This window comes from Gordonia asplenii (assembly GCF_012933505.1).
Classification (GTDB): domain Bacteria; phylum Actinomycetota; class Actinomycetes; order Mycobacteriales; family Mycobacteriaceae; genus Gordonia; species Gordonia asplenii.
The window spans coordinates 40119-65607 of the sequence record NZ_JABBNB010000018.1; the positions used below are offsets into that span (position 1 = coordinate 40119).

A 25489-nucleotide genomic window follows, 5' to 3' on the forward strand; every position below is an offset into this window, starting at 1 on the left:
ACCGCCTGCGCGAGACGCACCTGCGGCGCCCACACCGAGTATCGCCGACAGCACCAGAAGTGCGGCTGCGACCATCGCGGTGAAGGCCGCTCCATTCTGTCTCGTCCTGACCGGGATGTTACTTGTCTTCAATGCGTTCCTCTCTCTATTATTCAAACGACGGGTGGGTCGAACAAATTAATCAGTAAGAGCGCGGCAACCCCAGAACGTGTTCGGAAACATAGTTGAGTATCATTTCTTGGCTGATCGGCGCCAATCGAAGCAGGCGAGATTCTCGGAAATATCGCTCGACATGATATTCCTGGGCATATCCCATCCCGCCATGTGTTTGTATCGCGCGATCGGCGGCGAAGAATCCTGCCTCGGCACACAGCCATTTGGCCATATTCGCCTCTTTGCCGCACGACAGTCCGTTGTCGTATCGCCACGCGGCGTTACGAGCCATCAACTCGGCGGCATCGAGTCGAGTGGCGGCTTCGGCGAGGGGGAAGGCGATGCCCTGGTTTTGAGCGATGGGCCGGCCGAACACAACGCGGTCCTTGCCGTATCGCACGGCCCGGCGCAGGGCTGCGCGCCCGATGCCGAGCGCCTCGTGTGCGAGCAGGATCCGCTCGGGATTCAAGCCGTCGAGCAGATACCGGAATCCGCTGCCCTCCTGCCCGACCAATGCTGAACTCGGCACTCGCAGTTCGTCGATCAGCACTTCGTAGGATTGGACCGCGTTGCGACCGAGCTTGGGGATCGGGCGCAGATGGACGTGTGTCGACTCGATGTCGATCAGAAACAGCGACATTCCCTCGGTTCGCTTGGCGACCTCGTCTCGCGGTGTGGTGCGGGCGATCAGGACCATCTTCTGCGATTGCCCCGCTTTGGTGATCCACACCTTGCGCCCGGTGATCACGAAATCGTCGCCGTCGCGGCGAGCGAATGTCGATACTCGGGTCGTATCGGTCCCGGCGTCGGGCTCGGTCACGCCGAAGCACACGTGCAACGATCCGTCGACGGCCCGGGGCAGGACCTCCTTGCGCAGTTCCTCGCTGCCGTGCTTGACGATCGTGTTCAGTCCGAAGATCGTCAGATGCATGGTGCTGCAGCCGTTCATGCCTGCTCCCGAAGCGGCAACCTCTTCCAGCAGCAGCGCGGCTTCGAGGATTCCCAACCCGCCACCGCCGTACTCTTCGGGAATCGCGATCCCCAGCCAGCCTGCGTCGGCGAACGCATTGTAGAACTCGGTGGGAAACTCCTTGTTCGTGTCGCGTGCCGACCAGTAGTCGTCCGGAAAGTTCCCCGCCAATTGGCGCACGGCGGACCGGATATCTTCTTGGTTGTCTGTCAGAGTGAAGTCCATATCAATTCTTTCCTGGATACCTGCATGCCGTGGTCGAGCACTCTCGTGGTTGGCGGCAGACCGCTATTTTCGCGCCAGTTCCCATGACTCTGGACTATCGGACAATTGTGTGAGGTATTCGGCGTAATCATTCTCCGCTACCGCGCGGCATCGTTTCCGGTAATTTCCGACGCCGCCGAAGAAGAATAAGACACCCTGCGGCTTTCCCGGGATATTCGCGCCCAAGAACCACGAGTGACGCCCCCGCGTCATGAGTGATCGGTTTACGTAATCCTGGAGCACTTGCCACCAATCGTTCACCGATGCTTGCGTGGGTTCCAGTGCCGCGATCCCCGATTGCCTCGCGTAGTCGACGGTGTCCGCGATCCAGCCGACGGTGGTCTCGATGACGACCGGGATATTCCCGAACGGACTCTGCGGACCGCTGATCATGAACATGTTGGGGAATCCGTCGATGGTGATGCCCAGGTGCGTTCGTGGACCGTCCGACCAGTGTTCACGCAGCGTCCGCCCGCCGCGCCCGCGGATGTCGATCTGATCGAAGGCGCCCGTCGCGGCGTCGAAGCCGGTTGCGAAGACGATGACGTCGGCGGGGTATTCACTGCTTCCGACCCGAACTCCGTCCCGGGTGATCGCGGAGATCGGTTCGGAGCTGACATCGACGAGTTCGACATTCGGGCGATTGAAGGTCTCGTAGTAGAAGTGTCCGAGGGGAGGGCGTTTGGACCCGATGGGATAGGCGGTGGGGCAGAGCAGCTCGGCGGTGTCGGGATCGGTGACGATGGTTCGAATCTTGTGTCGGACGAATTCAGAGACTCGCGCATTGACGTTCTCGTCGATTGTCGTGTCGTTGAATGTTTCGTAGAGGAATCTGAATCCGCCGACCTCCCAACCCCGCTCCAGGATGTCGTCGAATTCGCTGTCGGTCACGTCGTTTCCCGATACCCGTGGTCGATCGAAGGCATAACCGAGCGGGTGGGTCCGCGCGGTCTGCCAGATGTCGTCGTAGTGGGCCCGAATTCCTTGGCGCTCCAGATCTGCCAACGAGTGGTTTCGCGCGGGCAACACATAATTCGGGGTGCGTTGGAAGACGGTCAGCTTCTCTGCGGCCTGCGCGATGAGAGGGATGGCCTGAATTCCGGAGGCACCGGTACCGATGACAGCGACCCGCTTGCCCGCGAAGTCGACCTCGTGGTCGCGGGGCCACCGACCGGTGACGTGCCACTGCCCGGCGAAATCCTCGATCCCGTCAAACTCTGGCGTGAACGGCTGCGACAGCAATCCCACCGCGAGTACGAGATAGGTGCATTCGATTCGCCGTCCGGTGTCGGTGGTCAGAGTCCACGACACCTGAGCCTCATCGAACCGCGCCGCGACGATACGGGTATTGAAGTCGATGTGGCGACGGACGTCGAAGAGGTCGGCGACATGGCCGAGATACCGATACACCTCCCGCTGAGTGGGAAACTTCTCGGTCCAGTCCCAGGTGTTCTGCAGCTCCTCGGAGAACGAGTAAGCGTAGGTCCAACTCTCACTATCAGTGCGCGCCCCGGGATAACTATTCCAATACCAGGTGCCGCCGACGTCGGCCGCAGCCTCGATGACCTTGACCGTCAACCCTCGTTGAATGAGTTCGTACGCCATCCGCAGACCACCGAATCCGGCGCCGACGACGACTGCGTCGACCGACGTCGACGAGAGCGACTTAGCTGTTTCTTGTGACATAGATACTTCGCCTTCATGTGACCGGCATGCCACGCAAACACGTTGCGTGTGGTGATATTTCGATTCGCCACCCGCGGGTGCCGAGCTGGCGGCGCTCCGACGATGATGCTCCCGCAGTGTGTCAAGTATCACCCAGTGGTCCGCAAAAAGCAAATTTTTGCTTGGTTATGCTCTGCACGTGACCCGTAATCATGTTGCGCTTCAGCCTATTTCGGTCCGCCGACGACGATGTTGACCGTTACGTCAACGAGGGCACCCGCCATCCACTCCGCTGGTTGAGCCGGGCTGGAGCGTTAGCGCAGGCCCGTGTCGAAACCACGTAAGCCGACGATTTCAGCGCACCAAAAACATAGGGACAGTTGGCAACTCGTCTCGCCGTCGTTCTCCAACAGCGAAGGAGCTACGGCGAAGCGACCAGACCGGCTAGCAGCACCGTCGCCTGGACGTCGGCGATCTCGTCGATCTTCACCCGCCCGGTCGGCCGGTACCACTGGCTGACTCCCCACATCGCTCCGCGATACGTGCGGTACACGACTTTCAGATTGACGTCGGCGCGGAATTCTCCACTCTCCACGCCTTCTTCGAAGAGGCCGAGCCACAGTCGTTCGGTGCGTTGAATCCCCCGGGAGACATAGGGGAACACCGACACCAGATAATCCCAGTCCTTCTGCAGGATGGCGACTTCGGCACGGTACTGCGCGGCGTTCAGGACGGTCTCGCGAACGAGTTGATAGAGCTTGTCGCGAGCACTCAGATCGGCATTGATGATGCGCTCGTTCATGGGAACGAGTCCGTCGAAATAGGGTGTCAGGAGCTCATCGAGCATCGCCTCCCTTCCGGGGAAGTGATGATAGAGACTGCCGTTGTGAATATTCGCCCGCTCAGCGATGTCACGGATCCGGGTGCGTGAGTATCCGAGGTCGGCGAACGTCTCCGCCGCTATCGCGAGGAGTTCCTGCCTGCGGGTCGATCCCTTGTCGCCTGACGCGGTGGACCTGGCGGACGCCTTCGTGGCGCGTTCGCGTTGCTGGGGTGGCATGATGATCTCCGATCCTCGACGTGCGTCAGCCTACCAAATATTTGATTGGGGCCGCAGCGCCTCGCCGCTGCCCAACTCTCCCGTTGCGGGTACTGTCACGTCGGGTTGATGAGTTCGTCCCGTCTGCGAGAGCGCAATTCGCGACGGAGAATCTTTCCGCTGGTCGTTTTCGGCAACTCCGCCATGAGATGGATTCGACGGGGCGTCTTGTAGGCGGCGAGATTGCTCCGACAGTGCGCGTCGAGTTCGGGGACCTCGACGTCGACTCGCAGGCTCACAAAGGCCTCGACGGTCTCCCCACGATAGGCGTCCGGCACCCCGACGACGGCGGCCTCGCGGACCGCGGGATGCGCGTACAGGACTTCTTCGACTTCGGTGGGCATGACCTTGAATCCCGATGCGATGATGATGTCCTTCTTGCGGTCGACGACGTAGACCCAGCCCTGCCCATCCATGAAGCCGATGTCCCCCGTTCGGAATCGCCCGGAGTGAAACGACGCCGCGTCGGCGTCGGCATTGTCCCAATGGCCCGGCACCACCATCGGCCCGGCGACGACGATCTCGCCGAATGTACCCGGCGGGAGTTCGCGCATGTGATCGTCGACGATCCGTACATCGGCCCCGGGGACCGGCAGCCCGACCGCGACAACCCCCGTCTCCGGGTCGACTGGCGCTGATACCCCCGAGGGGACAGTCACACATCCGGCCGTGGTCTCGGTCAATCCGTAGCCGTTGCGCAGATAGGTGCCACATCGCTCGGATAATTCGGTCAACAGCGCCGCCGGCAGCGGCGCTCCGCCGCTGAACAAGGCTTCGAATGAACCGAAGTCGTCACGGGTCACACCCGGAACGGACAAGAGCGCGATGTAAGCGGTAGGTGGGCCCACCATGTAATGCGGCCGATGTCTACGGATCATGTCGATGGCCGTCGACGCCTCAAACCTGCAGGTCAGAATCAGTGTGCCGGCACTGGCCAGGGTCGCGGCCAGTTCGGCGACCATACCGGTGATGTGGAACAACGGCGCCAGCGCGAAGATCACCGGATGTCGCGGCACGTCGACCGATCCGATCAGTCGTCGCGCGCTAAAGGCCAGGTTGGCGTGCGTATTGAGCGCACCTTTGGGCGCCCCGCTGGTCCCCGAGGTAAAGCTGATCAGCGCGACGTCAGCGGGATCGGTCGGGACGCTGGAGCGCCGACCGCCCGACCGGCGACGCGCGACATCCAGCAGGTCCGCTACGCCCCGGATCGGGCACCGTTCGATCGCGGCCAGCGTGGGCGGAACACGACGGCGCTGGTCGTGAAAATCCAGTTCGCTGGTAGAGAGCACGATCGGCACCTGCACTCGGCGCAGCGCCTGTTCGACCGAGTGCGCCCATTGTCGTTCGGCGAACACCAGCGCGCGGGCGCCGGTAGCGGCCAGGGCGTCGGCGAGCTCACGCGTGCTGTACATCGGGTTGAGCGGCACCACGATGCCGCCTGATTTCCACGCCGCGACGGCCGAGAGGACGAACTGGGGAATGCTCTGCAAGAAGATCGCCAGGCGGTCGCCCACCGCGAACCCCGAATCAACCAGATACTGCGCAATCCCGTCGGTCAGGGTGTCGACGTCGCGGTAGGTCAGTTCGTCCTCGAAGTATCGAATCGCGACACCGTGCGGATTGGTCTGCACAGCCGCGTCGAACAGCGCGGTGATCGTCGTCGTTTCGGCGCGGAAGTCACGCATCAGGGCGTCGTAGTGCGCTTCCCACGGTTTGGCGTCATACCAGCTCATCACGGATGTCCCTTAAGACAGGCGCTCGATGATCAGCGCCATGCCCTGTCCGCCACCGACACACATGGTTTCCAACCCGAATTGCTTGTCGGTGGTGGCGAGCCCGTTGATGAGCGTTCCCATGATGCGGGCGCCCGTCGACCCGAACGGATGCCCCAGCGCGATGGCTCCGCCGTGCACGTTGAGCCGCTCCGGATCGAGGCCGATCTCCCGGTACGACGCGATGACCTGCGCGGCGAACGCCTCGTTGATCTCGTACAGGTCGATGTCGTCGACAGTGAGCCTCGCTCGGGACAGCGCCCGGCGGGTGGCCTCGACCGGCCCCAATCCCATGATCTCCGGGGAGAGACCCGACACTCCCGTCGCGACGATGCGCGCCAGCGGCGTTATGCCGAGTTCACGCGCTCGCGTGTCGCTCATGATGACGGTGGCGGCCGCGCCGTCGCTGAGTGGGCAGCTGTTGCCCGCGGTGACCGTGCCGCCGACACGAAACGCCGGCTTCAGGCCGGCCACGGCGTCGTGGGTCACGCCCGCCCGCGGGCTGTCATCGGCGGTGATGACCGTACCGCCGGTCGTGGTGATCGGCGTGATCTCGGAGTCGAAGAACCCCCGTGCGAGCGCCGCCTCGGCGAGGTTCTGGCTGCGCACCGCGAACGCGTCTTGATCCTCGCGACTCACCTTCGACAGGTTTGCGACGTTCTCCGCCGTCTGTCCCATCGCGACATACGCGTCCGGCAAGTCTCCGACGGTTCGCGGATTCGTCCACTCCCCGTTGCTCTGCGCGAGTTGTCGGGTCCGTTCCTTCGCCGAGTCGAACAGCGCATTGTCCGCAGCGGGATCGGCGACTCCCAGCCAGCCGCCGTGATACCGCGACACGCATTCCACCCCGGCGGAGATGAAGACATCTCCCTCACCCGCCTTGATCGCGTGGAACGCCATCCGCGCGGTCTGCACCGACGACGCACACGCCCGGATGACCGTGGTGGCGGGCACATCGTCGAGCCCGAGCAGAATCGAGACTCGTCGAGCCATGTTGCGGCCGTGCTCGTCGTGGGGCTCCGCACAACCCAGGTGGAGGTCGTCGACAGTCGAGGGATCGAGTTCGGGCACCTTGTCCAGAGCCGCCCGAATCACCGCCGCGGCAAGGTCGTCGGGACGGACGTCGGTCAGCGACCCCTTGACCGCACGCCCGATCGGAGATCGCGTTGCGGCGACGATTACTGCTTCTGGCATCAGAGATCCTTCCAGCGGCGACACGGGCATCCGTGTCGCGTTGAACCAAATTTTTGCTTGAGTTGACGTTAGCGACGGACCAGACAGACACGAAAACCATTGTCGCCAAAGCTATTTGAGAATAATCCACTCGCGCTTACCGGACTCGGCCTCGGTCATCCGAGTCGAGAACGAACGAGGACACTCGGCGGGCAGTCGCAGGTGTCCTCGCCGTCGCGCACGCCCTAGAACTTGATCGCGACGTTCTTGACGGTCAGAAACTCGTCGAGACCTTCTCGGCCGCCTTCGCGCCCATAGCCGCTGGCGCCGATGCCACCGAACGGCACGGTCGGGTCCAGACCGACCAGTTTCCCGTTGACTCCGATGCCGCCCGCCTGGAGGTCTCGGCACAACCGCATCGCCCGGCTCAGGTCTGCCGTATGAACGTAGGCGGCGAGACCGTATGGCGTGCTGTTCGCGATTCGTACGGCGTCGTCGTCATCGTCGAAGGGGATGACACAGACGACGGGACCGAAGATCTCCTCCTGCGCTACCGCAGATGCGGGGTCGACGTCGCGCAGCAACGTCGGCGCAATGAAGAATCCGGGTCGGTCGAGTGCGGCACCTCCGGTCACACAGGTAGCACCTCCGGTACCGACGCTCTCGTCGATCACGCCGAGGATTCGGTCGAATGCGCCCTGGGTGAAGACCGGACCCATCATGGTGTCGGCGGCGTACGGATCGCCGACCGTCACCTGCTCCAGCGCAGCGGCGACCCGGGCGACCACGTCGTCGTAGACCGATCGTTCAGCAAGAATCCGACTTGGTAGCGAACATCCCTGACCGCTGAGCGTGGTAACGATCGTCGACCACGACGTGGCCGCCTCCAGGTCGGCGTCGGCGAAGATGATGTTCGCCGACTTGCCGCCCAACTCCAGCACCAGCGGGGTGAGATTCTCCGATGCGGCTTGCTGGAGTTTGCGTGCCGTGACACCACCGCCGGTGAAGCTGACCTTGGCGACACCGGGATGGCGGACGAGGGCGTCGCCGGCGATGTGATCGCCCAGGATCGTATTCACCAGGCCTGCGGGCAGGCCGACTTCATCACACAATTGGGCGAATCGAACCGCTTGGAAGCCCGCCTGCTCCGCCGGTTTGAGAATCACTGAACAACCCGCGGCCAACGCGGGAGCCACCGCCATCGCGATGCTGGCGATCGGCAGGTTCCAGGTCAGAATCTTGGCCACCACGCCCACCGGTTCGCGCAGTGTGAAGTTGATTCCTTCCTCGCGCGGCACGGGGATGGTGTCCCCGGTGACTTTGTCGGTCCATCCGGCGTAGTAGTCCAGCCAGCCGACTGACGCATCGGCCGCCCACCGAGTGATGTTGAGCGGCGTGCCGATCTCGAGTGCTGCGAGTTCGGCGAAGCATTCGATGTTCTCGCGCAGCGCCCGGGCCAGCGCTTGCAGCTTCTCCCGACGGTGAGTCGGGCTCTCGAGTCGCCATTGCTGTTGGGCCCGCGCACTCGACTCGACGGCGGCAGTCACCTCGGCCGGCCCCGCCAGCTGAAATTCGACTTGCGCCTGGCCGTTGGCCGGATTGATGTGGGTGAAGCTATGTCCGCTCGTTCCGACGACGGCCGCCCCGTCGATGTGCATGGCGTCGGGCAGAGTTGTCGCGTGTTCGGCTGGTGCCGTCTGGATCGCTGATGTCATTTGGGGTGTCTTCCTCGATGTGGTGCCGGTCAGTGTTCGTGGATGATCACGCCGCGAAGGTTGCGGCCGGATTTCATGTCTGCGTATCCGTCGTTGATCTGGTCGAGGGGATACTCACGCGTGACCATCTCGTCGAGTAGGAGTTGGCCGGACTTGTAGAGCGCAAGCAGCCGCGGAATGTCCGAACGCGGATTGGCTTCACCGAAGAGCGAGCCACGAATCTGCTTCTGCCACATGGTCACTTCGAAAAGACTCACTTTGGCATCGATCTGAGTCGCCGGAGCGACACCGGTCACGACTACCTTTCCCGCCTTGCGCGCCAGACCGACCATCGGCTGCAGCATGTCGCCGTCGACGACTCCGACGGTCAGAATCGCGACGTCGGCCATGACCCCGAGCGTGAGTTCGCCGACAAGCGTGTTCACCTCGTCGACGCTGCCGACGAAGTGGGTAGCGCCGATTCGCTTTGCGAGTTCTTCCTTGCTGGGTTCGAGATCGACCGCGACGATGTTTCGTGCGCCCGCCATGCGCGCACCTTGCACCGCACTGCCGCCGATTCCGCCGATTCCTACGACGACGACGGTGTCGCCCGGCTCGATCTCTCCGGTGTTGACCGCCGAGCCCCATCCCGTCGTAACGCCACAACCCACCAGACATGCGCGGTCCAATGGGATGTCGGAGTCGATCTTGATCACCGAATTCTCCGGCACCACAGTGTAATTCGCGAAGGTGCCCAACATCGCGAGGGAACCCACGTCGGTTCCGCGGGCGTGCGCCCGGGCGGTGCCGTCGAGCTGTGTGCCGCCCAGCATGTGCGCACCGAGGTCGCACAGATTCGAATGCCCGGTGGCACACCATCGACATTTGCCGCAGGACGGAATGAACGACATCACGACGTGATCGCCCGGCGCTACGCCGACGACACCGGGCCCGACGGCCTCGACGACACCTGCGCCCTCGTGACCGCCGATGATGGGAATGCTGATCGGCAGGTCACCGGTGACGGCGTGGTCGTCGGAATGGCATAACCCGCTCGCCACCACCTTCACCAGGACCTCGTGATCTTTCGGATCGTCGAGGTCGATGTCTTCGACGCTCCATTCGGTGTTGCGTTCCCACAAGATTGCCGCGCGTGCCTTCATATCGGTGACGTCTCCCAGTTATCGAGTAGCGAGATTCGCGAGGGTGGGATCAAGCCCCAACCGACGACGCCGAACATCCGTCAGCCCTCGCCGTAGAGTGATGGTCGACCACTTAACCAAAAATTTGCTTGGGTGATCTAGCTCGCACAGTAGCGAACTCCGCCGACGCGAGTCAAGACCCCGGCAGTCGCCCACCGTCCGATCACCACAACGATCTCTGACCGTCCGGCCGCAGGGCTAAGCTCACCTTCCGTGAGTCCTTTCCGTTCCCGAAACATCTTCCGGCTCGGCGCGATCGGCGTGGTGACACTCGGTGCCGCCGTGGCCGTCGCACTGACGACTGCTGTCGCAAACGCCGAGAAGCTGCCGCCGACCGGCGCGCCGTCGTGGTCGGGGATGGACGTCCGCAACTACGACGGCCCCGTACCCGCGAAGGCCGGGACGCTCATCAACCACGTGCCGCTCGACGCACGACTGTCGGTGCCGGCCGCGGGCCGCTCCTACCGCATGCAGTATTCGACGCCGAATCAGCACGGTCAGATGGCGACGAGCACCGCAGTTGTGTTCTTGCCCAAGGGAACTGCGCCGGCGGGCGGCTGGCCGGTGATCGCCTGGGCGCACGGGACCGTCGGGCTGGGCGACGACTGCACGCCGTCGGCGCAGCCGCGCTCGCAGCGCGACTCCGACTATCTCTCACACTGGTTGCGGCAGGGCTACGCGGTGGTGGGCACCGACTACGTCGGGCTCGGCACACCCGGCCTGATGAGCTATCTCAACGGTCGGTCGGAGGCGCACTCCATCGTCGACTCGGTGAACGCCGTCCATCAGCTGGGCCTTCCGCTGGCGAATCGGTGGGCCATCGTCGGGCAGTCGCAGGGTGCGGGCGCAGCTCTCAACGGGGCGCGGTACGCGAACGAACTCTCACGTGGAAGCGGGCTGGACTATCGCGGCGTCGTCGCGACCGGAACACCGGCCAACATCGAACAGATCATCGCCCTCGGCGGCCCGACGTTCCCGCCGGTGAAACTACCCGCCGGGCTCAACACCTATGCCGCCTACATCCTGGCCGGGTTCATCGACGCCCGGCCCGACCTGCACCCCGAGCAGGTGCTGACCCCCTACGGCCGGCAGATCGTCGAGCAGGCTCGCCACCTCTGCTACCCGGAGATGAGTGACCTGATGGACGGCAAGCGGCTCACCTCGCTCTTCGCCAAGCCGATCACCGCGATCCCCGGCGCACGGCAGGCGCTCGCCGACTACATGGGGACCCCGTACAGCGGCTACGACCGGCCGATCTTCCTCGGCCAGGGACTGCGCGACATCGACGTTCCCGCACCGTCGGCGCTCTCGTTGTACGCACAGATGAAGGCCGACAACCAGCCCGTCGAACTGCACGTTTACCCGAGTCAGGACCACTCGGGCACGGTATACGCATCGATGGCGGATTCGACGCCGTTCCTGGCGCGAATCCTGCGGTGACTATTCCTTGTCGGCGGCGGCCGCGCGCTTGCGATCCTCTTCGCGCACGCGCTTGGCCGTCGCCCGTTCCGCGGACAGCCACTCGGGCATCTCGGCCAGCATTACCTTGATCTGCTCGGTGGTCAGCGCTTCGTCGATTCCGTTGCGCGCCAAAGCTGTTACCGAGATTCCAAGCTTCGCCGCGACCAGATTCTTCGGGTGCGGACCAGTTCGACGAAGCTCCTGCAGCCACTGCGGCGGGTCGGACTGCAATGCGGCGAGTTCGTCGCGGGTGATCGCGTTCTGCTGAAACTCCACGGGCGTCGCGGGTAGGTACACGTCCAACTTTCGGGCTGCCGTGAGCGGTTTCATCGCCTGCGCGGAGGGCTGTGTACTCATTCGACCAGGGTATCGGTCCCGCCGACGACTCGCGCTGATGGGAGGTACTGGTTGTGACTCCCTGCATCCGAGGCGCGGACCTAACGTTGGTGCGAGCGGACCACGCCACAATCAAGGAGCGCAATGACCGACACATTCGACCAGATCTTTCCCACCGGCGAGAAGAACGAGGCCTTCGGGCAGTACTTCATCGGGCAGAGTTACCTGGCTCCGTTGACCGACGGGACTGTGCCCGTCAACAACGTCACCTTCGAGCCGGGCTGCCGCAACAACTGGCACATTCATCACGGCGCCGACGGCGGTGGTGACCAGATCCTGCTGTGCACGGCCGGTAGCGGCTGGTACCAGGCCGACGGTGACGAGCCGGTCAGCTTGGAGCCGGGCACGGCGATTCGGGTCCCGGCCGGCACCAAGCACTGGCACGGCGCCAAGGCCGACTCCTGGTTCTCCCACGTCGCGTTCATCACGCCGGGCGGCGACGTGCGAAACGAATGGCTCGAGCCCGTCACCGACGACGAGTACGGCCGACTGCCGGCGAGCGGATCGACTAGCGGCGACTGAGAAGCGCTACGGTCGTGGCGTGACTACGCCCGCGGCTTCGACGTTCCGGCTCGCCATCGTCCCCGGCGTGACCCCCGCGAAGTGGGTGCGGACCTTCGCGCAACGTCGACCCGAGCCGCTGGAGCTCCTCCCCTGCGACAACACCGCCCACGCCATCGCGCAACTGTCCGACGGCGTCGCCCACGCCGCGCTGGTCCGCGAACCCCCGGCGTCGACACCCAACTCCATCTCCCTGTACGACGAGACGACGGTCGCCGTCGTCGGCAAGGATCATCTGTTCACCGCGGCTACCGAGGTGTCGGTCATCGATCTCGCCGACGAACCCCTGCTCATCCCCCTCGACGACCCGCTGACCTGGGATGATCGCCCAGGCGCCGTCGTCGAGCACCGGCCGCCGACGGTCTCCGACGCCATCGAACTCGTCGCCGCGGGGGTGGGTGTGCTCCTGGTCCCGATGTCGCTGGCCCGGCTGCACCATCGGCGCGACATCACGTTTCGACCTGTCAGGCGGGCCCCGACGACGCCCGTCGCGCTGGTATGGGCCGAGTCGTCGCCTGCGGTCGAGGAGTTCATCGGGGTCGTGCGGGGGCGTCGAGCGAACTCCTCGCGGGGGCAGTCCGCACCGGCCCCGAAACGCTCCGCCAAGGAGAAGATGCTGGCCAAGCGGGCGGCCCGGGAAGCGGCCGGCAAGACTCCGAAATCGTCGAAACGGGGCCGACCTCGACACCGGTGAGCGATACCGGCAGCGCAACGAGCGGGCCGAATGTTACGTCATCGTGGTCACATCGTCGCCGAGCACACCCGACTCTCAGGTGTCCGCGGGTATTCTCAAGCCCGATGTCTACCACTGAGTCACTTCCGATCGAGACCCGCCGCCTAGTCGGATGGTCCCGCACCACGCCCATCGACGGCCACGTGCTGGACACCAACGACGTCGAGGTCATCGCCAAGGCCGTCGCACAGGTCGCCGACGACAACGCCGACAAGCCCACCTACCTGCAGCGCGGCATCATCGCGCGCGGTCTGGGCCGCTCATACAACGAGTCCGCCCAGAACAGCGGCGGCCTCACCGTCGACATGACGCGGATCAATCGCATCCACAACATCGACGGCGAGACCGGCATCGTCGACGTCGACGCCGGGGTGAGCCTCGACCAGCTCATGCAGACCGCCTTGCCGTTCGGACTGTGGGTACCGGTGCTCCCGGGCACCCGCCAGGTCACCATCGGCGGCGCCATCGCCCACGACATCCACGGCAAGAACCATCACAGCCAGGGCAGCTTCGGCAATCACGTCACCGAGCTCACGCTGCTGGTCGCCGACGGTCGAATCCTGACCCTCACCCCGGGCGGCAGCGCCGACGACCCGACGGGCGAACTCTTCTGGGCGACCGTCGCCGGCATCGGGCTGACCGGCATCATCCTGCGCGCCAAGATCCAGATGAAGCGCACCGAGAGCGCGTATTTCATCGCCGACACCGCGCAGACCGCGAGTCTGCAGGAGACCCTCGACCTGCACTTGTCGGACGGTTTCGAGGACGGCTACGAGTACGCCTCGGGCTGGTTCGACACCATCAGCGCCCCGCCGAAGCTCGGCCGTGGCACCTTCTCGCGCGGCAACCTGGCGACGCTCGACGAGCTGCCGGAGAAGTACCGCAAGGATCCGCTGAGCTTCAACAACAGGCCGTTGATCACCTTCCCCGACGTCTTCCCGCGTGGCTTGGCCAACAAGCTGAGCTTCTCGCTGGTCGGCGAGGCGTACTACCGGATCGGACCGCCCAGCGAGGGCAAGGTCAAAAATCTCGCGCAGTTCTACCACATGCTCGACGTGTTCGGCGACTGGAACAACGCCTACGGGCGGGGCGGCGGCTTCGCGCAGTACCAGTTCATCGTGCCGACCGGCAACGAGGACGAGTTCACCCGCCTCATCGAGGACATTCAGGCCTCCGGGCACGTGAGCTTCCTCAACGTGATCAAGCTGTTCGGCGACGGCAACCAGGCGCCGCTGAGCTTCCCGTTCAAGGGTTGGAACGTCTGCCTCGACTTCCCGATCAAGGCCGGTCTGGCTCAGTTCCTCAACGAGCTCGACGCCCGGGTGATGGCGATGGGTGGACGTCTGTACACCGCGAAGGATTCCCGGACGTCGGCGGCGAGTTTCCACGCGATGTACCCGCAGATCGATTCGTGGATCGCCACGCGTCGCGGCATCGACCCGACCGGCGTGTTCATGTCCGACATGGGCCGCCGCCTCGAACTGAACTAACCCTCTACGCAAAGGACCTCCACGAATGATCAACGCCGTCGGCGTTCCCCAATCCGTCCTCGTTCTCGGTGGCAGCTCCGAGATCGGCCTGGCCATCACGGCCGAATACCTGTCGCAGGGCGCCTCGCGCGTGGTGCTGGCCACCGTACCCGGTGATCCGGCCGCCGACGCCGCCGTCGAGAAGATGAAATCGGCCGGCGCCACCAGCGTCGAGCAGATCGACTTCGACGCACTCGACACCGAGTCGCACGCCGCAGTCATCGACAAGGCGTTCGCCGGCGGCGACATCGACGTCGCCATCGTCGCCTTCGGCATCCAGGGCGACGACGAGCAGGCCTGGCAGGACCAGAAACTCGCCGTCCTCGAAGCGAAGATCAACTACACGGCCGCCGTGTCGGTCGGCGTGCTGCTCGGGGAGAAGTTCCGCGCACAGGCGCACGGACAGATCATCGCGATGAGCTCGGTCGCCGGTGAGCGCGTCCGCCGCAGCAACTTCGTCTACGGCTCCACCAAAGCGGGCCTCGACGGCTTCTATCTCGGACTCGGAGAAGCATTGCGCCCCTTCGGTTCTCGGGTGCTCGTCGTCCGTCCCGGCCAGGTCCGCACCCGGCTGTCGGCGCATGTCAAAGAAGCCCCCCTCACCGTGGAGAAGGAGGTCGTCGCGCAGCTGGCCGTCGCCGCGGCCGCCAAGGGCAAAGAGATCGTCTGGGTCCCCGGCCCGTTCCGCTACATCATGATGGTGCTGCGCCACATCCCGCGCCCGGTGTTCCGCAAGCTTCCGGTGTAGCTCGCGCTTGCCTACAACTCAGGCGGGGTCCACGACAATAATTGTCGTGGACCCCGTTTCATCTGTGGGGTAGTCGCAACTCTGGATTACACCGCACGCTCGACTGCGCGCCCACCCGGCGGAGTTCCAACTCCGCCGCAGCATTCCAATTGCCGCTCGCGCCTGGGCGCGGTTGGGATGGACTCGCGTCTCTTGCGCACCAGTCGTATCAACGAATCGTTCTGCCCACCCGGCTACCGAACCTGAATTCACCGATGGTAGGCCCTTCCGCTGGTTGAGCCTGAACCCAGCGATAGTGGACCTATTCCGCTGGTTGAGCCGGTCCGAGGCGCTAGCCGAGGTCCGAGTCGAAACCACTGTGACGCTGCGGGTTTCGTCGTTGCCGAGCCGGCGGGTTTCGACTCGCTCCGCTAGCTCAACCGGCAGAGGAACGCAACGGTCATACAACTCTTTAAGTGCGACACTCTACTAGCGCCTCGGACCTGCTCAACCAGCGGACTGGGCCTACCATCGGCGGATCCAGACCGAAGTGTCGACGCGCGCGTCTGGACCGCGCCACGGCCGCACTCACAGGACAACCCGACTCGCAGCTTTCGCCGCTCAACGACGCATTCCGTCGTACTTCTTGACGGCACCCATTGACTTTTGACGGTCTAGTCACTAATTTCACATGTATGTCAGGTGATACGGCTCACACGCTCTCCCCCATCGACGACGCACTTGTGCCCTACCCGGCCGGCGACGTCGCGCGATACCGATCTGCTGGATGCTGGCGCGGACGCTCCCTGCCCGACGAATTGGCCGACGTCTTTGTCGAACATGCCGATCGCCGAGCACTCGTCACCGCCGACGTCTGCTGGACGTACGCCGAATTGCACCGTGAGGTGCAGGTGTTCGCCCGCGGAATCAGCGCGTCGACGACGCTGCGCCCCGGCGACCGCGTCATGTTCCAGATGGGCAACGTCGCCGAGACGGTCGTCGCCTACCTCGGCGGGCTGACCGCGGGGCTCGTCCCGGTCTGCACGCTCGCTCAGCACGGCGCTCGCGAAGTCGGCCTGCTGGCCAAGCACGTCGGCGCCCGCGGACTCATCACCCAGGCCGACTTCCGCGACGGACGCCTTCTCGGCGTCGCCCAGGCACTCAGCGACGAGGGCATCGTCGACACCGTCATCGTCGCCCGCGGTGACGCCTTCGCGGGCGCGCAGTCCTACACGCAGATCATGAACTCCGGCGCCGCCGACAACGCTGCGTCGTCGGCGCCGGCCCCCACCCTCACCGACGTCGCGGTGTTCCAATTGTCTGGTGGCACAACGGGATTGCCAAAGGTCGCGCCCCGGCTACACGAGGAGTACGTCTACAATTCACAGCGTTGGGCGCAGGTCCTGGGTTGGTCGCCGACCACCACGATCCTCTACCCGCTCCCGCTGATGCACAATGCCGGGATCGCGCTGGCCCTGCAGCCCGCGCTGTTCTCCGGCGCGACGACGGTACTCGCCGAAAGCGCCGACACCGATCTCATGCTCGACCTCATCGCGGCCGAGCGGCCCACTGTCCTACCGCTGGTCCCGCCCGCCGTGGCGATCCGACTCCTGGAGAACCCCCGTTCTGCCACAACAGATCTCACCTGCATCGAACAGTTCATCGTCGGCGGTCAGAAACTCGCCGTCGAGGTGGCCCGGCAACTGCGCGACGACCTCGGCATCCAGGTCCGCCAGATGTTCGGCATGGCCGAGGGCATGTTCCTGGTGACACCGCCCGACGCCGACGAGCGCGTCGACTTCAACACCGTCGGCCACCCGATCTCGCCGCTCGACGAAGTACGCATCGTCAATCCGGCCACCCTCGACGACGTCGCCCCCGGCGAGCTCGGCGAACTGTGGGCTCGCGGTCCGTACACGATCCGCGGCTATTACCGCGCGCCCCAACACAATATCTCCGCCTTCACCGCAGACGGCTTCTACCGCACCGGCGATCTCGCGCGAGCCCACCTCATCGACGGTGAGACCTACTACTCGATCGACGGCCGCATCAAAGACGTCATCAACCGCGGCGTGGAGAAGATCCACGCCGAGGAGGTCGAGGAACTGATCCTCGAACACCCCGGAGTCGAGAACGCCGCCGTCGTCGCGATGCCCGATCCCGTTCTGGGAGAGAAGGTTTGCGCGTACATCGTGATGCACGACGCGCAGCCGCCGCTCACCGTACCCACCCTCGCGGCGCATCTCGGCGGGCTCGGGCTGGCGAAGTACAAGTTCCCCGAACGCGTCGAAATACGCACCGCACTGCCGCTTTCCAACGTCGGCAAGATCTCCCGTAAGGACCTCCGCGACGACATCGCCGGTCTACTCACCCAGCCCGCCGGCGCCTGACCGCCATCGTAGAAAGAGCACAACTCATGACACATCGAACCATCGCGATCATCGGCGGCGGGCCTGCCGGACTCTTCGCCGCGCGGCTGATCAAACTCAACCAACCCGACGCCGACGTCACCGTCTACGAGCGCAACGGTCAGGACACCGCGACCTTCGGGTTCGGCGTCGGGCTCACCGAGTCGACGATGTCGAACATCGACCGGGCCGATCCCGCTGCCGCAGAACGTATTCGGAACGTCAGCCGGGCCGGACACGATCTGAAGCTGCGCGACGACGCCGGCGACATCGTGCTGCACGGCGCACGTAATCTCGCGATCGGCCGTGCCGAGCTACTGGTCGAACTCAATGCCCTCGCACTCGACGCCGGCGTACGCATCGAATACGGAACGCGGATCGGCGTCGACGACCTCGACGCCGACGTGATCGTCGCCGCCGACGGCGTGCGCAGCGCCACCCGCGCGCGCTTCGCCGATCAGCTCGGCGTCCGCGAGACCCTCGGTCGCGGCCGATACATGTGGTGCGGCATCGATTTCGCCGTCGACTCCGCCTTCTTCGCCGCCCGTACCCGCGGCGACGCGCTGTTCGTCACCCACGCCTACCCGTACACCGAGGACCGCAGCACCTTCCTCCTCGAAGCCGACGACGAGACCTTCGAGACCGCCGGACTGGCCGCCTTCGACGCCGCCACTCCAGTCGGCGAGTCCGACACCGCCAGCCTCGATCTGCTCAGCGAGGTCTTCTCCGACGACCTCAAACAGCGTCCGCTGCTCGCCAATCGCAGTCGCTGGGCACGCTTTTCGACAATCGGTCTCGATCGCTGGTCGACCGGAAACGTCGTTCTGCTCGGCGACGCCGCGCACACCGCCCACTACACGTTGGGGTCGGGCACCAAGCTGGCCCTCGAGGACGCGATCGCCCTGGCCGACGGCCTCGCCGGGCACGCTGACGTCGCCGATGCGTTCGCCGCGTATGAAGCTGCTCGACGCCCCTCGGTCGACCGGTTCAAGCTTCTCGCCGGGCGCAGTCAGCGGTGGTGGGAGAGTTACCGATTGCGCCATGCACAACCGGCCGAACTGATCGCGATGTCGTACATGACACGTGCCGGCAATCTCACCGTCGCCGATTTCGCGGCGCACGAACCGACCACCGCCGCTACCGCACTGCGCAGCCTCGGAGCCGAACCACCCACGGAGCCAAGCGAACTCGATGACTGGATTCTCTCGCGTGCGGCGACGTTCACGCCCGAACAGGTCACCTACCGACTGACCTGGACCGAACCGGACGTGTGGGGCGCCGCCGCCGACGACGCCGTTGCGTCGATTCCCAGCGGCGGTGTCGTCGAGGTCAGCGGCCCCGACGACACCACCTCCGTCGGGGCGCGCATCGACTTCGCCGAGCGTCTGCGGCTCACTGGTCACGCACGTTCGATCGTGGTGCTGCCCAACAGTTTCCGTAGCCAAGCCGCCGCTGCCATCGCGACCGGTCGTACCGACGCCGTCATATTCGAAGCCTGAGAGCAACCGTAAGTCAAGGTCCTGCAAGCGAACCGTCCCGCAACCGAAAATCACTGCCCACCTTCACCTTAGGAGAACCATGACCACCACCACTGCCGCCGCCACCCCGATCACCGTCGATGCCGCGGGTGTCAGCCTGAGCGGACGAGCCGCCGAACCCGCCGGACCGTCACGCGGCCTGATCGTCGCGATGCACGGTGGCACATACGATTCCGGCTACTACGACGTCGGGCCCGATTCTCTGCTGGCCCTCGGCCCGCGGCTCGATTACACGGTGGTCGCCGTCGACCGGCCCGGCTACGGCGCTGCGACCGACGTCGACGATGCACACAAGTCGTTCGCGGGCCAGACCGCGGTTCTCGTTGCGGCAGTGGATGAGTTGGTTGCCCGCTACGGCGGTCCCGTTGTCCTGATCGGCCATTCCATCGGCGGAATGATGGCCTTGCGGACGGCCGGAGCCATGTCCACGCCACCCGCGGGGGTCGAGGTCAGCGGGCTGGGCGAGCTGTGGCAGCCCGGGTTGCGGGAGATGTGGTCGTCGCTCATCGGCGACGCACCCGCCGTCTCACTACCGGCCGAGGGCCACGCGCAGGTGATGTTCGGCGAGGAGAACACCTTCGACGCCGGGTCCGTCACCGTCGACGCGGAACTGCTCCGCCCGCTGCCGATGCCGGAACTGGTCGACGTCGTGGCCTGGTCGGAACAGCTGCCCCAGGTCGGCGCCGCGATCAGCGCACCGGTCAGTCTGACACTGGCCGAACAGGACCGGATCTGGCAGTCCGACGACGCCGCCCGCACCGCCCTCGCCGGTCACTTCACCGCCGCGGCCAGCGTAGACATCGACCTGTTCACCGGTGCCGGACACTCGATCGAGCTGCATCGCCGGGCACGTGCATATGCCTTGCACCAGTTGGCCTTTGCAGAAGATTGCCTGTCGCGGGTGTAACCCACGCGACATGAGGCGGCCGGTTCTCCGGCCGCCTCAACGTCGTTGGCACCCCAGCCTGGATTCGCCGACTGGACCCTCCCGCTGGTTGAGCCTAGTTGAGCCTGGACTCACCGACGGTAGGCCCACTCCGCTGGTTGAGCCGGGCCGAAGCGCTAGCGAAGGCCATCCCCTCCGCCGGTTGAGCCGGGTCTCACCATTAGCGAAGGCCATCCACTCCGCCGGTTGAGCCGGGCCGAAGCGCTAGCGAAGGCCCGTGTCGAAACCACGCAACCCGACGATGCCAGCGCACCAAACGCTCAGCGACAGTTGATCACTCGTCTCACCATGGTTTCGACACGCTCGTCGCTAACGCTCCTCACGGCTCAACCAGCGGGCGGCGCGACGGGCCCGGCTCAACCAGCGAGAGGAGGCGCGGCGAGCTTCGCTTACTTCGACTCCCCGCGCTCGCGCAATCGACGGGTTCGGGACCCGGCAGCGCAAGATGCACCGACTCGACGTCGATGCAGCGCACGCACCTCGCGCCGAACGCAAATGGCCGGCCGGTCACGACGACCGGCCGACCGCTCCGACTTCCTTTAGCCCAACTCCCCCAACCACTTTCCCATTTCCAGCCCGGCTAGCGTCGCACCGGTCGGCTCGCCTTCCACCAGCGCACCGCCGAAGTGTTTGCCGGGTACCCGCACATGCGTGACACGATCGGACCCGAACGCTTCGACCATCTGCTGCGCGTCGGCCGGGAAGCACGCCTGATCGCCGGTGAGTTCCACCAACAGACAAGGGATGGAAATCGCAGGAGCACAACGCAATAGGCTCGCCCTACTGGAAATCGACGACCACGTCGACAACCATGCTTCGGGCGTCGTGACTCGTCCGAATCCGACCACCCCGTAGTTCGTCAGATCGGGGCGATATCCGAAGAGCGAGCCGTAGGGCCGATCGTTGGGGTCGAGCGAGAGGTCCACACTGCGCAGATCGGCGTCGGTGCGATGTACCGTGATCACTCCGCTGGCCAACGACATTCGACGGTCCCGCGCTGCGCCGGACTCCTTGAAGCGGCGTCGAGCGGCGTTCGCGTCGGCAATCGCCTCTCGTGCCACGGCGTCGATGCGCTCCACGCGCCGACGTTGCGCCGCACGATAGTCGGCGACGAACTCCGGCGAGTACGACGACGGCTCGGGCGCGGCACGAAAACCGTTGTCCGGGTTGTACATGTCGAGTCCCGGCACCGCCGACATCGGGTCGAGCTCGTTCGCGACGGACGGATCGATCATGCGCCCCAACAGGACTCCCTGCCCGGGATGCGGCGCCATCAGCATCAGCCCCGACGGCACCGGCATGTCGGCGTCGCGCAGTGGCACCGCCTTGCCACCCGGCGTCGTCGCGAAACGCTCGGCGGGAGCGAGTGACGCCTGCTCGATGTAGTAGGCGGCAAGCGCTCCACCACCCGAATGTCCTACCGAGACAACGTCTTCGAAGCCCATGTCCCACAGGAACGCGTGTCCGGCGGCGACGTCGAGCAGCGCCTGCTCATGCAGGAGAGTCATGTCGTTGAGCCCGGTACGGGTGCTCTGCGTCCACACCGCGTAACCCTGTTCGAGCAGTTCGGGCACCAGCACGTGATGCGAGAAATCCTGCCGCGGGTGCATCAACACGCACACGACGACCGCACCCGGACGGACCCTTAGAATCCCGGACACGGTCGCACCGTCGCGCGTGGTGATCTCGTGCGTCGTGGTGACCGTGTCGTCGGGGATGGATGCGGCGGCGAGATAGCGCCCCGCACCCAACCGCTCGCCGACCGTCATCGGGCGACCACTCGCAGCGCGTCCTTGTCGTGCTGCACGATCCGCGAATCCTCAAGCCCCGCAATGGCGCTGTACCAGACCGCGTGACGCGCACCGGTGGCCCGACGGTCGATCACGAGATCGTCGACGGCGCTCACCCGGAAATACGGGCCGACCCGATCGACGACGACGTCTGCGGCATCCGACGCGACGCGGACCACACCCTCGTTCTCCGGGACGTCGAGGACGTACATCCGGGCGCTCATTGTGCGGCTCCGGCCGGAACCCAGTCGGCTGCCTTCTCGACGATCAGTTCCGCCTTGCGGGTGAGCAGCTTGTCCATCGACGGTGAATCTCCCTGTGCCACATCGCACAATGCTTCGATGGTCAGCTCGGCGTCGAGGTCTTCCTGCGGGGTGACCGGTCGCAGGGCGCGCGTGATCTCCACCATGTAGCCGTTGGGGTCGTGGGTGTAGATCGACTCAATGGTCTCGTGCATCACCTGCATCTCGACCGGCCAGTTGGAATCGTCGAGGCGGCGCCGGTACTCCAGCAGGTCCTCCTCGTCGGCGACGTGGATCGCGAGGTGGCGCGAACGGACGAAGTACTCCGGGGCTCCCGCGGGGAGTCGCGCCCAGGAGTCGCCGGGCAACTCGGCGTCGCCGATCGGCTCTAGCCCGAAGTAGTAGAAGAAGGCGATGCGGTCTCCCCCGCCGATGTCGAAGAAGAAGTGGATGAAGTCGGGATGGTTGTCCGGGCCCCAGCCCGCGGCGCAGATCGAGTGAACGACGGGGAATCGCAGCACATCCCGATAGAAGCGGACGGTTGCGGCCGGGTCGAAGGTGGGGAACGCGGCGTGGTCGACGCCTTGGACTCGATGTTCTGGTTTCGTCATGGGAGTCTCCGATTCGTGGGTGGAATTCGTGGCGGATGGAACTACTGGGCGAGGACGGCGTCGGCGCGCAGCAGCGAGCCAGCACCGGGGATGTTGACAGGGAGGTTCAGGCTGCGCAGGATCGAATACGCCCCCGCGGTGGCGGCGGACAGGACGGGCAGACCAAGTTCCCGTTCGGCTTCTTCGACGATCGACAACGACGGCATCTGCACGCAGCACGACAGCACCAGCGCGTCGGCTCGGCTCAGGTCGAGGCTGCGCGCGGCGTCGAACACCCGTTGCGACGGAATGCAGCCGACTTCGGCGTTGTCGGCGACTTCCAGCGCCCGCCAGTCGACCACCTCGAAGCCTTCGTTCTCGATGTAGGCGACGACCTGCTGGGCGAGCGGGCGCATATACGGCATGACCAGCGCAACGCGTCGCACACCGGAGTCACGCAGCGCCCTCACCAGTCCGCCCGCGCTGGACAGCGCCGCCGCTGAAGATCCGTCGGCCGAAAGCTGTTCCGCAACAGCATCTTCGACGAGGCGATGCTCGCCGAGTCCGGTGGCCATGATGGCGACCAGGCAGGCATAGAGCACGGCATCGACCCCGGCGTCGGCGACCTCGACGACGCACCGTTCGCGTTGCGCGTTCATCGCCGCGAGCTCCTCCGGGGTGACCGCGTGCATCCGCATCCGGCTCGAGTGGAAGGAGAATTCGACGCCCTCGACGCCGGCCAGGATTCGCGGCAGCTCGGTCTCCACCGTCACGTTCGAGCTCGGGACGATGAGTCCGATGCGATTGATCGTCATTAACCACTCCAGTTCGTTAGACGTATATGACGATATTCTGACGGATACGTCGAATTGTCAAGGGGTTGCCGAGATCACCACACCGCGCGACCCGTGCACCGCCGAGACGCATACGCTCAATCGCATGGCGAAACCGACGATCCGAAGCGCAGGCAGGCACGACCTCGTCCTCGAGCAACTGCTCGACGCCGCCGAGACCCTGTTCGCCCGACAGGGCGTCGCCGGCACCTCGCTACAAGAGCTGGCCGACGCCGTCGGGCTCACCAGAACGGGCATCTACCACTACATCAACGGCAAGGACGACCTGCTCGAACAACTCGTCCGCGGCTTCACCCTGGAGACCGCCGAGTCACTGCGCGCGCTCGCCGAACGCACCGACGAATCGGCCGCCGACCGTCTGCACACCGCGGTGAAGTCGATGGCCCAGCGCGTCGCCGAACACCCCAAACGCTTCCGACTGCTTCTGACCAGCGAAGATTCATTTCCCGAGACGCTGGCCAAACAGCACCGCGCGGCCCGCCGTGAGACGCTGCTCGCGATGAGCAGCATCATCGATCAGGCCAAGACCGAGGGAAGTTGCCGCCCGGTCGACACCGCGCACACCGCGTTCGCGCTCATCGGTGTCGCCAACTGGGTGGCCTTCTGGTACCCCCGGCCCGGTCAGGACAGCGACAGTCCGGCGCAGATCGCCGCCGAGCTGGCCGACATCGCGCTGGGCGGAGTACTCAGCAGCCGCAGCGTCGACGCCGGGGCCGGAGCCATCCCGGGAGCCCTCGCACTGCTGCGCGAGGACGTCGCGCGGTTGGATCATCTGCTGGCCGACTTGCCGCAACCGCCGACCTGACCGGCCCCGCGCCGCCGCACCTCCCGGTACCCTCAGATACCTGTTCGCGTCAGGGTTCGCTGACATGTTGCGGACAAGCATTGACCGCCAGGAGGGCACCGCGGAATGGTCACGATCGACCCCACTCTGATACGAGCGGCTTCGAACCAATCAGAAAACGTTCCGCTGAACGCTCACCCACGCGTACGGAGTTAAGCGAATGCCACCCCGTTGGGAATCAATCACAATCGATGACTGGCTGACCCCCGATGTTGACATCGATCTGGAGCCACTGGGCGGTAAGGAAAAGTTCTGGCTCCCTGGACCCGATGGGCACGAGTACCTGTTCAAATTCTCGCGATGCGATCCAGATGGAACAAATGTGCGCGGCGAGGACTGGGCAGAGTGGGTGGTCCACGAGCTGGCAAACCTCATCGGAGTCCCCACGGCCGTTGTGCGGCCGGCCAGCTGTGAGGGCCGCCGAGGAATCGTCTCACGTTCGGTATGGCGTGCGCGCGAACAACTCATCCACGGCAATGAGTTGATCGCGCAAGTGGACCCCAACTACGACTCTGCCGCACAGCGGCAGAATCCGGGCTACACCGTCGAAGCTGTCGGCGCGGCTCTGGATGGAGTCAGCGCGCCCGCAGAGTGCGACCCCGCGATCGAGAACGGATTTGATGCGTGGGCCGGATACGTTCTGCTGGACGCCTGGGTGGCTGGCCGTGACCGCCATCATGAGAACTGGGCAGTGATCGACGACCGCGGAAGGCTCAGTCTGGCACCGTCCTACGATCACGGAAACGCCCTGGGCTTCCAGGAATCCGAGGCGAAGGCGGCTCTTCTGTCGTCGGATCCCGACGCGCTCGATCGTTGGATGCGGTTACCGTGCGACTGACATCAAGCATCTTCGCCGAGATTCCCGATTCGCTGATGTC

22 protein-coding genes are annotated in these 25489 nt (G+C 65.0%); 10 read left to right on the forward strand and 12 right to left on the reverse strand.

Annotated features, from left to right (window positions below):
- Window positions 1-181: 181 nt before the first annotated feature.
- From HH308_RS17100 to HH308_RS17130, 7 genes are all read right to left on the reverse strand, one after another.
- Window positions 182-1348: an acyl-CoA dehydrogenase family protein gene (locus HH308_RS17100; protein ID WP_170195441.1), complete on the reverse strand. Its 1167-nt coding sequence runs from the start codon at window positions 1346-1348 to the stop codon at window positions 182-184.
- Between the two features lie 63 nt (window positions 1349-1411).
- Window positions 1412-3073 (reverse strand): flavin-containing monooxygenase, encoded by a 1662-nt coding sequence (locus tag HH308_RS17105; RefSeq protein ID WP_170195442.1) that lies wholly within the window; start codon window positions 3071-3073, stop codon window positions 1412-1414.
- 400 nt (window positions 3074-3473) lie between these two features.
- Window positions 3474-4112 (reverse strand): TetR/AcrR family transcriptional regulator, encoded by a 639-nt coding sequence (locus tag HH308_RS17110; protein WP_170195443.1) that lies wholly within the window; start codon window positions 4110-4112, stop codon window positions 3474-3476.
- 95 nt (window positions 4113-4207) lie between these two features.
- The gene (locus HH308_RS17115; RefSeq protein WP_170195444.1) at window positions 4208-5884 is read right to left on the reverse strand and encodes a class I adenylate-forming enzyme family protein; all 1677 of its coding nucleotides are present in this window, start codon (window positions 5882-5884) and stop codon (window positions 4208-4210) included.
- 12 nt (window positions 5885-5896) lie between these two features.
- The gene (locus tag HH308_RS17120) at window positions 5897-7117 is read right to left on the reverse strand and encodes an acetyl-CoA C-acetyltransferase (protein ID WP_170195445.1); all 1221 of its coding nucleotides are present in this window, start codon (window positions 7115-7117) and stop codon (window positions 5897-5899) included.
- 224 nt (window positions 7118-7341) lie between these two features.
- On the reverse strand, window positions 7342-8811 hold the full coding sequence (locus HH308_RS17125) for an aldehyde dehydrogenase family protein (protein WP_170195446.1): 1470 nt from the start codon (window positions 8809-8811) through the stop codon (window positions 7342-7344).
- A gap of 29 nt (window positions 8812-8840) precedes the next feature.
- Complete coding sequence (locus HH308_RS17130; protein ID WP_170195447.1) at window positions 8841-9953, reverse strand: NDMA-dependent alcohol dehydrogenase; 1113 nt, start codon at window positions 9951-9953, stop codon at window positions 8841-8843.
- A gap of 252 nt (window positions 9954-10205) precedes the next feature.
- Here HH308_RS17130 and HH308_RS17135 point away from each other — a divergent pair, with 252 nt between their 5' ends.
- A complete protein-coding gene (locus HH308_RS17135; protein WP_312870663.1) occupies window positions 10206-11432 on the forward strand; it encodes an alpha/beta hydrolase family protein in 1227 nt (408 codons plus the stop codon).
- Here HH308_RS17135 and HH308_RS17140 read toward each other — a convergent pair whose 3' ends face one another.
- Window positions 11433-11810 (reverse strand): DUF5997 family protein, encoded by a 378-nt coding sequence (locus tag HH308_RS17140; RefSeq protein ID WP_170195448.1) that lies wholly within the window; start codon window positions 11808-11810, stop codon window positions 11433-11435.
- Window positions 11811-11933: 123 nt separating this feature from the next.
- Between HH308_RS17140 and HH308_RS17145 the strand changes: the two genes are divergently transcribed.
- From HH308_RS17145 to HH308_RS17175, 7 genes are all read left to right on the forward strand, one after another.
- Complete coding sequence (locus HH308_RS17145; protein ID WP_170195449.1) at window positions 11934-12371, forward strand: cupin domain-containing protein; 438 nt, start codon at window positions 11934-11936, stop codon at window positions 12369-12371.
- Between the two features lie 19 nt (window positions 12372-12390).
- Window positions 12391-13104: a LysR substrate-binding domain-containing protein gene (locus tag HH308_RS17150; protein ID WP_170195450.1), complete on the forward strand. Its 714-nt coding sequence runs from the start codon at window positions 12391-12393 to the stop codon at window positions 13102-13104.
- Window positions 13105-13208: 104 nt separating this feature from the next.
- On the forward strand, window positions 13209-14633 hold the full coding sequence (gene dprE1, locus HH308_RS17155; RefSeq protein WP_170195451.1) for a decaprenylphosphoryl-beta-D-ribose oxidase: 1425 nt from the start codon (window positions 13209-13211) through the stop codon (window positions 14631-14633).
- A gap of 25 nt (window positions 14634-14658) precedes the next feature.
- Entirely contained in the window at window positions 14659-15420 is a 762-nt protein-coding gene (gene dprE2 / locus HH308_RS17160; protein WP_170195452.1) for a decaprenylphospho-beta-D-erythro-pentofuranosid-2-ulose 2-reductase, read from the forward strand.
- 674 nt (window positions 15421-16094) lie between these two features.
- Window positions 16095-17789, forward strand: a complete 1695-nt coding sequence (locus HH308_RS17165; RefSeq protein WP_170195453.1) for a (2,3-dihydroxybenzoyl)adenylate synthase — start codon at window positions 16095-16097, stop codon at window positions 17787-17789.
- 26 nt (window positions 17790-17815) lie between these two features.
- Window positions 17816-19306, forward strand: a complete 1491-nt coding sequence (locus HH308_RS17170; protein WP_170195454.1) for an FAD-dependent monooxygenase — start codon at window positions 17816-17818, stop codon at window positions 19304-19306.
- Between the two features lie 79 nt (window positions 19307-19385).
- Entirely contained in the window at window positions 19386-20252 is an 867-nt protein-coding gene (locus tag HH308_RS17175; protein WP_170195455.1) for an alpha/beta hydrolase, read from the forward strand.
- Between the two features lie 578 nt (window positions 20253-20830).
- On the opposite strand, the gene HH308_RS17180 is transcribed toward HH308_RS17175, so the two are convergent.
- Genes HH308_RS17180 through HH308_RS17195 form a run of 4 tightly spaced genes read right to left on the reverse strand, consistent with a single transcriptional unit; the run spans window position 20831 to window position 23728 of the window.
- Window positions 20831-22060, reverse strand: coding sequence for an alpha/beta fold hydrolase (locus HH308_RS17180; RefSeq protein ID WP_170195456.1), 1230 nt, complete (start codon window positions 22058-22060; stop codon window positions 20831-20833).
- On the reverse strand, window positions 22057-22305 hold the full coding sequence (locus HH308_RS17185; protein WP_170195457.1) for a hypothetical protein: 249 nt from the start codon (window positions 22303-22305) through the stop codon (window positions 22057-22059). Before HH308_RS17185 ends, HH308_RS17180 begins: the two co-directional genes overlap by 4 nt.
- Complete coding sequence (locus tag HH308_RS17190; RefSeq protein ID WP_170195458.1) at window positions 22302-22934, reverse strand: VOC family protein; 633 nt, start codon at window positions 22932-22934, stop codon at window positions 22302-22304. The genes HH308_RS17185 and HH308_RS17190 overlap by 4 nt, the downstream gene beginning before the upstream one ends.
- 41 nt (window positions 22935-22975) lie before the next feature.
- On the reverse strand, window positions 22976-23728 hold the full coding sequence (locus tag HH308_RS17195; RefSeq protein WP_170195459.1) for a maleate cis-trans isomerase family protein: 753 nt from the start codon (window positions 23726-23728) through the stop codon (window positions 22976-22978).
- A gap of 124 nt (window positions 23729-23852) precedes the next feature.
- Here HH308_RS17195 and HH308_RS17200 point away from each other — a divergent pair, with 124 nt between their 5' ends.
- Entirely contained in the window at window positions 23853-24572 is a 720-nt protein-coding gene (locus tag HH308_RS17200; protein WP_170195460.1) for a TetR/AcrR family transcriptional regulator, read from the forward strand.
- A gap of 199 nt (window positions 24573-24771) precedes the next feature.
- The gene (locus tag HH308_RS17205; RefSeq protein ID WP_170195461.1) at window positions 24772-25449 is read left to right on the forward strand and encodes a HipA domain-containing protein; all 678 of its coding nucleotides are present in this window, start codon (window positions 24772-24774) and stop codon (window positions 25447-25449) included.
- Window positions 25450-25489 lie beyond the last annotated feature (40 nt).